This is a genomic window from Shewanella chilikensis (assembly GCF_002836945.1).
Taxonomy (GTDB): domain Bacteria; phylum Pseudomonadota; class Gammaproteobacteria; order Enterobacterales; family Shewanellaceae; genus Shewanella; species Shewanella chilikensis.
Genome location: NZ_NIJM01000023.1, coordinates 65,630 through 72,941 on the forward strand (window position 1 = coordinate 65,630; position 7,312 = coordinate 72,941).

5 protein-coding genes are annotated in these 7,312 nt (G+C 55.8%); 3 read left to right on the forward strand and 2 right to left on the reverse strand.

The annotated features are described in order from the left end of the window. The first annotated feature begins 129 nt into the window (after positions 1-129). Complete coding sequence (locus CX651_RS10705) at positions 130-1,323, forward strand: conjugal transfer protein TraF (protein ID WP_101055987.1); 1,194 nt, start codon at positions 130-132, stop codon at positions 1,321-1,323. Positions 1,324-1,325: 2 nt separating this feature from the next. Here the strand turns inward: CX651_RS10705 and CX651_RS10710 are convergent, their stop codons facing one another. Together CX651_RS10710 and metJ are read right to left on the reverse strand one after the other, a co-directional pair. Beyond that, positions 1,326-2,069 carry a sulfite exporter TauE/SafE family protein gene (locus CX651_RS10710; RefSeq protein ID WP_101055988.1) on the reverse strand — a complete coding sequence of 248 codons (744 nt, stop codon included), beginning with the start codon at positions 2,067-2,069 and terminating at the stop codon, positions 1,326-1,328. 75 nt (positions 2,070-2,144) lie between these two features. Then, the gene (metJ, locus tag CX651_RS10715; RefSeq protein ID WP_039033538.1) at positions 2,145-2,459 is read right to left on the reverse strand and encodes a met regulon transcriptional regulator MetJ; all 315 of its coding nucleotides are present in this window, start codon (positions 2,457-2,459) and stop codon (positions 2,145-2,147) included. Between the two features lie 215 nt (positions 2,460-2,674). Here metJ and metB point away from each other — a divergent pair, with 215 nt between their 5' ends. Beyond that, positions 2,675-3,835, forward strand: coding sequence for a cystathionine gamma-synthase (gene metB / locus CX651_RS10720; protein ID WP_101055989.1), 1,161 nt, complete (start codon positions 2,675-2,677; stop codon positions 3,833-3,835). 16 nt (positions 3,836-3,851) lie between these two features. Further along, positions 3,852-6,251, forward strand: coding sequence for a bifunctional aspartate kinase/homoserine dehydrogenase II (locus CX651_RS10725; RefSeq protein ID WP_101055990.1), 2,400 nt, complete (start codon positions 3,852-3,854; stop codon positions 6,249-6,251). The last annotated feature ends 1,061 nt before the right edge of the window (positions 6,252-7,312 follow it).

Genomic DNA, 7,312 nt, shown 5'->3' on the forward strand with positions numbered 1-7,312 from the left:
AGCCCGTATCATTTGGTACGGGCTTTTTTTGTATCTTGATACCATTGTGCCACTGAGATTTGGACTATCTTTAACCCATATAACTAACGTCTTGCGTCTGGTTACAGATAAAAGCAAGAGGGTGATGAGATGAAACTGAGTCTGTTGACACTGCTTACGACGGGGCTTGCCAGCACGCTGGCGTTGGCTGGGCAGGATGTTTATGAGGCCCGCGCCGATGCCATGGGCGGGGTTGCCGTGGCGGCCGGTAATCGTGAGGCGGCGGCCTTTTCCAATCCGGCCCTGCTGGCTTTGCCTTCGCGCCGCAGCAGTGACTTCAGTTTACTCATTCCAACCATAGGCGCCGATGGCGCCGATAAAGATCAGATGATCGACAAGTTTGACGCCCTGCAGGATAACTATGACGCCCTGGTCAATGCCATAGACGCCGCCGACACAGCGGCTATCGATGACTACCGCAAGCGCCTCAGTGGTGACTTGCAATCGCTGCAGGGCAATAGCGCTTACGTTAGTGCCGGTATCAATATGGCGTTGGTCCTGCCCTCGGATGGTTTTAGCTATGCCTTTGTGTTCAAGAGTTATCTCGATGCTCTGGGGATAGCCGAAATCGCCGCTGCGGATATTGATACCCTGGATAATCTGGATCCCAATAACCCGCCGGAAATCCAAGATTTGACCTCCCAGGGGCGAGTGGTGGCCGGGGCGGTTTCCGAGCTCGGGGTGGCTGTGAGCTATCCGCTATCTATCGTCAATATGCCGGTGACAGTGGGAGTCACTCCCAAGCTGCAACGGTTGGATAGTTTTAATTATGCCGTCAGCGCCAACAACTTCGATGCCGATGATTTCAATGATGATGATTATCGCAGTGATGACACAGGCTTTAACCTGGATCTTGGCCTGGCATTTCAGCCATTGGATGGTTTGGTTATCGGTGTCAGCGGTCGTAATCTTATCGAGCGGGACTTAAGCAGCATAGAGGCCGGCGGCGTGCAGCTTACCTATCAGGTGAAACCTATGGTTACCGCCGGGGTGGCCTATGACTGGGCAGCCTTTTCACTCAGCAGCGACTTGGATCTTACCGACAACGACAAGTTTGCCGAGCTTGAGGGCAGCCGCTATTGGCGTTTAGGCGGTGAATACCGGCCTACCGACTGGGTTGCTTTACGGCTCGGTTATCGCCAGGATCTCAATGATCACAGCGCTGATCTTTATTCACTCGGGACAGGGTTCGCCATAGGCAACAGTTTCCGGCTGGATCTCACCGGCATGTTTGGCAGCGATGACGCCATAGGCGGCGTGCTGCAAACCAGCTATCACTTCTAAAATTAACCGTTGATGAGCGCCAGGCTTGATTTGATGGTCAGCAACAGAGCGCTCAGGGCGCACAGCGCCAGCGTCAGAACTCGGGTCTTCTCTTTATCCACCCGGCCCACCAAGCGGCCAGCCAGCAGAAAACCGAGAAATACCGCAGGCAGCAGCAACAGCGACAGCCATAAGTGTCTCAAGGTCAAGAGGCCAAAACAGCCGAGAATAATCAAGGCTATCAAGGAGCTGAAGATAAAGAAGGCCGACAGCGCTGCGCGGAACTGACTGGCATCCTTACCCGCCAGCAGCAGAGCCATCGGCGGTCCACCTATGGCGGCCACGGTGCCGAATATCCCGGAAAATATCCCGGCAATAAACAGGCTGAGGCGGTTGATCTTGATGCTGTACTTTCTAAGGCTGAGGAATACGGCTACGGCCACAATCAGGGCTATGGTCAAGCCCATAATCGGTTGCGGTGCCAGCAACAGCAGGGTGGCACCAATCAGGCCGCCGGGGAGCCTTCCCAGCAAGGCATATTGCAAGCCGTTGAATTCCAGGTGGCCGCGCTCGCGTATCAGTGTCAGCAGGGCGATGGAAAACCCCATGGCGATAACAGGAGCGGGAACCAGCTCCGGATCGACGATATACAATAAGGGAGTGGCTACCACTGCCAGGCCAAAGCCTATCAGCGACTGGGTCAGGGCACCGGTAAATATGATCAGGGATGCCAGCAACAGGGTGACGGGATCTATCAATGACAGCATTCGCAAGCTCCCAAAAGAAAAGGATCGCGCAGCGATCCTTGTTCAACAATAAGATAATTCAGAGGAATAAGACACTTATTCCATGTCTTCCCATTCAATGCCCATGGCATCCATCATGCGTTTGGCTTCTTCCGGGATGCTGTCTGGTTTGTCTTTGGACAAATCCTCATCATTGGGCAGTGGCTGGCCGGTATAGGCATGCAGGAAGGCTTCGCACAACAGTTCGCTGTTTGTGGCGTGCCGCAGGTTGTTTACCTGGCGCCGGGTGCGCTCATCGGTCAATACTTTCAGTACCTTCAACGGAATAGAGACAGTGATTTTTTTCACTTGCTCATTCTTCTTGCCGTGTTCGGCATAAGGGCTGATGTATTCGCCATTCCATTCAGTCATTGATTCACCTGTGATCTCACTAATTCGCAGCAGATTTTAAACCCTTACAGGATACAGTCAAATGATTGCCTGCAAAATCTGTGCAATATGAACAGAAATCCATACATTTGGACGTCCAAACGTCTTGATGCCTATTGACGGCTGGATGGTCATTGGTTAGATTTAGACGTCCAGACATCTTTGTGGTGTCGAACTTCAGCATTCAGGAGTCGATTATGACAGAGCGGCGATTAGCAACCACAGCGGTCCGGCAGGGCATCGAATCAGACAGCCAGCACGGGGCCGTGGTGCCACCCATCTATCTGTCGACCAACTATGCCTTTGATAGCCACACTCAGCCAAGAGCCTTTGATTACAGCCGCTCGGGTAATCCTACCCGCTCCATTCTGGGGGATGCCTTGGGGGAGCTGGAGCAGGGCTGCAGTGCGGCAATAACCGCTACCGGTATGGCGGCCATTACTCTGGTAGTCAACCTGCTGGGGCCGGATGACCTCTTGTTGGTGCCCCATGACTGTTATGGCGGTAGCTATAGGCTGTTCACCAATCTGGCCGCCAAGGGCCAGTTTCGTTTGCAGGTTTTGGATCAAACCGACCCGCAAGCACTCGCCGCTGCCCTGGCGCAAAAGCCGCGCATGGTGTGGCTCGAGACGCCATCCAATCCGCTGCTGCGGGTAGTGGATATTACCGCCATTGCCGAGGCGGCCCACCAGCAGGGGGCATTGGTGGTGGTCGACAACACCTTTTTATCGCCGGCGCTGCAACAGCCTTTGCTGTTGGGGGCCGACATAGTGGTGCACTCGACCACTAAATACATCAATGGCCACAGCGATGTGGTAGGCGGCGCCGTGATTGCCAAAGATCCTGAACTGGCAGAGCAATTGCACTGGTGGTCCAACACGCTCGGGCTGAGCGGTGGCGCCTTCGACAGCTACCTGACCCTGCGTGGCCTGCGTACTCTGGCGCTGAGGATCCGCGAGCATCAGGCCAATGCCGAGCGCATAGTGGCGCTGCTGAGCCAGAGTCCCGTGGTAGACAAAGTTTACTATCCGGGGCTTAAGAGCCACCCAGGTCATGAGATTGCCGCCAGGCAGCAGAGTGGCTTTGGCGCTATGCTGAGTTTTGAACTCAAGGGTGATGAGGCGCAGGTGGTTGCCTTCCTCGGCGCGCTCAAGCTGTTTTCCGTGGCCGAGAGCCTGGGAGGGGTTGAGAGCCTGGTGGCCGTGCCCGCCACCATGACCCACAGAGCCATGGCGAGTGAGGCTCGCGCCGAAGCCGGTATTAAAGACACGCTTATCCGCTTGTCTGTGGGTATAGAAGATGGCCGGGATCTGCTGGACGATATCGCCGCCGGATTGGCGGCAGCCGCAAACTGTTGAATTGAAGGAGCTTGAGATGGCACGTTGTCACCTACATAAGTTTGGCGGTTCCAGTCTCGCCGATGCCGATTGCTACCGACGGGTCGCCCATATTTTGCTAACCCATGGTCATGCCGATGATCTTGTGGTGGTTTCCGCTGCCGGCAAGAGTACCAATTTTCTCTATAAACTGCTGAACCTGAAGGAATCTGGCGCTCTGTGGCAGGAAGAGCTACAGGTGCTTGTCGGTTATCAGCAGAATCTGATTGAACAGCTGCTGGGCAATGAACAGGCACGTCAACTGCGGGAGCGTCTGTCTACAGATAAGGCGCAACTGGCCAGTTTATTGTCCTTGCCTGAACTCAGCGAATACCAATGCAATCAGGTGGTGGGTTTCGGCGAACGCTGGTCGGCCAGACTGATGGCGGCGCTGCTGCGGGAGTCCGGTGTTGCCGCTTCCCATGTGGATGCCCGCAGTTTATTGATTGCCGATGAGGGCGCAGTACCCAGGATTCGCCTCGATGAGTCCCGTGAAAGGGTGCAGCGGCTGCTGGCCGAGCATCCCGATGAGCGCCTGGTGATCACCGGCTTTATCTGCGCCAATAGCCAAGGCGAAACTCTGTTGCTCGGTCGCAACGGCTCCGACTTCAGTGCCACTCTTATAGCCAGCCTGGCCGATATCGACAGGGTCACTATCTGGACAGATGTTGAAGGGGTGTTCAATGCCGATCCCAACAAGATTGCCGATGCCAAATTGCTGAGTAGCATGTCGCTGGCTGAGGCCGACCGCCTGGCGCGGCTCGGCTCCCCGGTACTGCATTGCCGTACCCTGCAGCCGTTATTTAATACCGATGTCAGCCTGGCGGTGCGTTCTAGCTACGCCTCGCATACCGACTTTACCCTGATAGCCCCCAAGAGTGATGCCGCAAGCGCCCCTGTGGTGACCAATCTCAATCAGGTGTCCCTCTTGAGCCTGGAGTTCAATGGCACCCAGGCTCAGACTCAGACGCTCGATGCGCTCAATGAGGCGGGTTTGACCCCGCTGGCCTACTGGTCTCAAGGGCAACACAAACTTGAGCTGGCCTTTACTCCCGAATTATCCCGCCAAGTCTGGCAGTTACTGGAAGCGCAGACATCCCAGCTCAAAATTCAAAGCATTACCGAGGACAGAGAGCTTGGGCTGGTGGCCCTGGTAAGCAGTGGCGCCGGCAGTTATCGCCGTAGTTTTGCCCGCTTGCTGAGCCGTGAAGCGCGGCCTCTGTATCAGGACCAACTCAGCCTGGTCACCCTGGTGCCCAAATCTCAGGTGAACCTGCTGACCCAGAAGGTGCACAGGCGCTGCGCCGGCCCCCGCAAACGCATAGGCGTTATTCTGCTGGGGGTGGGTAACATAGGCGAAGCCTGGGTGGAACTATTTAGCCGAGCACGCGACGGCCTCAAACGTGAGCTGGAGGCCAGTGTTGAACTCCTGGGCTTGGCGAGTTCGAGCCGTGCCTGGATCTGCAATGAGGGGATCTTTGGGGATGACTGGCAGACAAGGTTTGAAGCCGAAGCTACCCCTTGGCAGTATGAACATCTGTTCGAACAGCTTGCGTTGCTGCAAGCCGATGAACTGGTGGCGCTGGATATCAGTGCCAGCGCCGGATTGACACTGCAGTATCCTGAGTTTTTTGCCCGTGGCATTCATATGGTCAGTGCCAACAAGTTGGCCGGCTCCGGGCCATTGCCTTTCTACCGTGAGCTGAAACAACAACTGGGTAACCGCCGACTGTTCTGGCGTTACAACGCCAGTTGCGGCGCCGGGCTGCCGGTGCAGCACGCGCTCAATGATTTGCACAACAGCGGCGACAGGGTAGAGGCTGTCGGCGGTATCTTCTCCGGCACGCTCTGCTGGCTGTTTGAGCATTTCGATGGCATCAAACCTTTCTCCGAGCTGGTGTTGCAGGCCAAAGAGCTGGGGATCACTGAGCCGGATCCCAGGGACGATCTTTCCGGGCGTGACATGCAGCGCAAGCTGTTGATTTTGGCCCGTGAAATCGGTTTGGAACTGGAGCTTGAGGATATTCGCTTAAGCTCTCTGGTGCCTGAGGCGCTGGCCGATATTCCGTTGGATGAGTTTTTGCAGCGGATCCCCGAATTGGATGCCACTCTCGCGCAGCAGTTTGCTGCCGCGGCCGAGCAAAACAAGGTGCTGCGCTATGTGGCTTCACTGGAGCAGCAAGATGACCAGGTTAACGCCGAAGTCTCTCTGCAATGGGTCGAGCGTCAGCATCCATACGCCAACCTGACCCCGGGAGATAATGTGTTTGTCATCCGCTCGGCCTTCTACCAGGGTAATCCGCTGATCATTCGCGGCCCAGGTGCCGGTAGGGAAGTGACTGCCGCGGCAGTACAGTCGGATCTGGTGCAGATCTGTCGCGATCTGCTGCAGGAGTAGGGTTGGCATTAGCGTCATATTTGAAGCCGGTTGCCTCTTGGCTAGGAAAAGCCTGTGTGAGAGGCCGTTCTCAGACGTGCTGTCCTTCATGGTATTCGGGCTTCCAGCCTATCCGTACCGCGGGTGACGGGCTTGCGGTTTAGCTGGAAGCTGAGATCAAGTTTATTGGTGAGCTTTGGCTTAAAGCCATGCTAGCCGTTGTGCTAGCGGCGTAAAGTCGTGGTGCTTCGCCCCGCACCCGAGGAAAGGGGGCTGTATCGACTCGCCCCCTTTCCAAACCCCCAGCGACCCGCGACGCAGCGGAAAACCCCTTGTGCTTATGATGCCAATTCGCTATCGCGCCAGACGCTCATCCCTGATTCGACTGGCGCTGCTTCGGCATCCATGCCTCGCTACGCGATGGTCATCAACGCCCTACGGCCGCTTCGAGCGGGATTCGGTGTAATTCTGTGAAAATGGAGTAGCTTGAAATATTTGAGCGATTTGCAGACATACACCTAATTATCAGGCATAGGCGGGACTGTGACCGTCGAAAACAGGGATGTTTTCGTCGAGGCTACAGGGACGTATTCACGCCGTGTCACAGGATCGCCTGTGCGAAAAGCGCACCGCAGGTGATGGGCTGCATCATAGTTCAGAAGCTCGGCCAATACTAACTTAGATACTCTTAGTTGGAAGCTATGATAGCCGCTGTGCCAGCGGTCTAAAGTCGTGGTGTAAATGCCTCCATGCATAAGGGCCAGTTCGCCATCCCTGGCTCTCGCTCGAAAGCACGTTGCTAAGCAACTCTCGCCAAACCACACTGGGCAAGGGGCTTTGCTTGTCCAAAGCCCCTTGCATCCCCAAGGACCCCCCAACGTAGCCGAAATCCCCGCTGGCTTATGAAACAAATTGGCTACACTCAGGACTCGCCAAATGCATCCATGCATAAGGGCCAGCTCGCCTTCCTTGGCTCGCGCTCATGAACTAGTTGCTTCGCAACATTCGCCTTGCTCGACCTTCGAGCCTCGACCTTCGAGCCTCGACATCCCTGTCTCGGCTACGCCAATTTGCAACAACGC

Excerpts from the sequence above, each read along its gene's own strand:
- CX651_RS10705 (WP_101055987.1), top strand. The coding sequence starts at position 130 with ATGAAACTGAGTCTGTTGACACTGCTTACGACGGGGCTTGCCAGCACG.
- CX651_RS10710 (WP_101055988.1), bottom strand. The coding sequence starts at position 2,069 with ATGCTGTCATTGATAGATCCCGTCACCCTGTTGCTGGCATCCCTGATC.
- metJ (WP_039033538.1), bottom strand. The coding sequence starts at position 2,459 with ATGACTGAATGGAATGGCGAATACATCAGCCCTTATGCCGAACACGGC.
- metB (WP_101055989.1), top strand. The coding sequence starts at position 2,675 with ATGACAGAGCGGCGATTAGCAACCACAGCGGTCCGGCAGGGCATCGAA.
- CX651_RS10725 (WP_101055990.1), top strand. The coding sequence starts at position 3,852 with ATGGCACGTTGTCACCTACATAAGTTTGGCGGTTCCAGTCTCGCCGAT.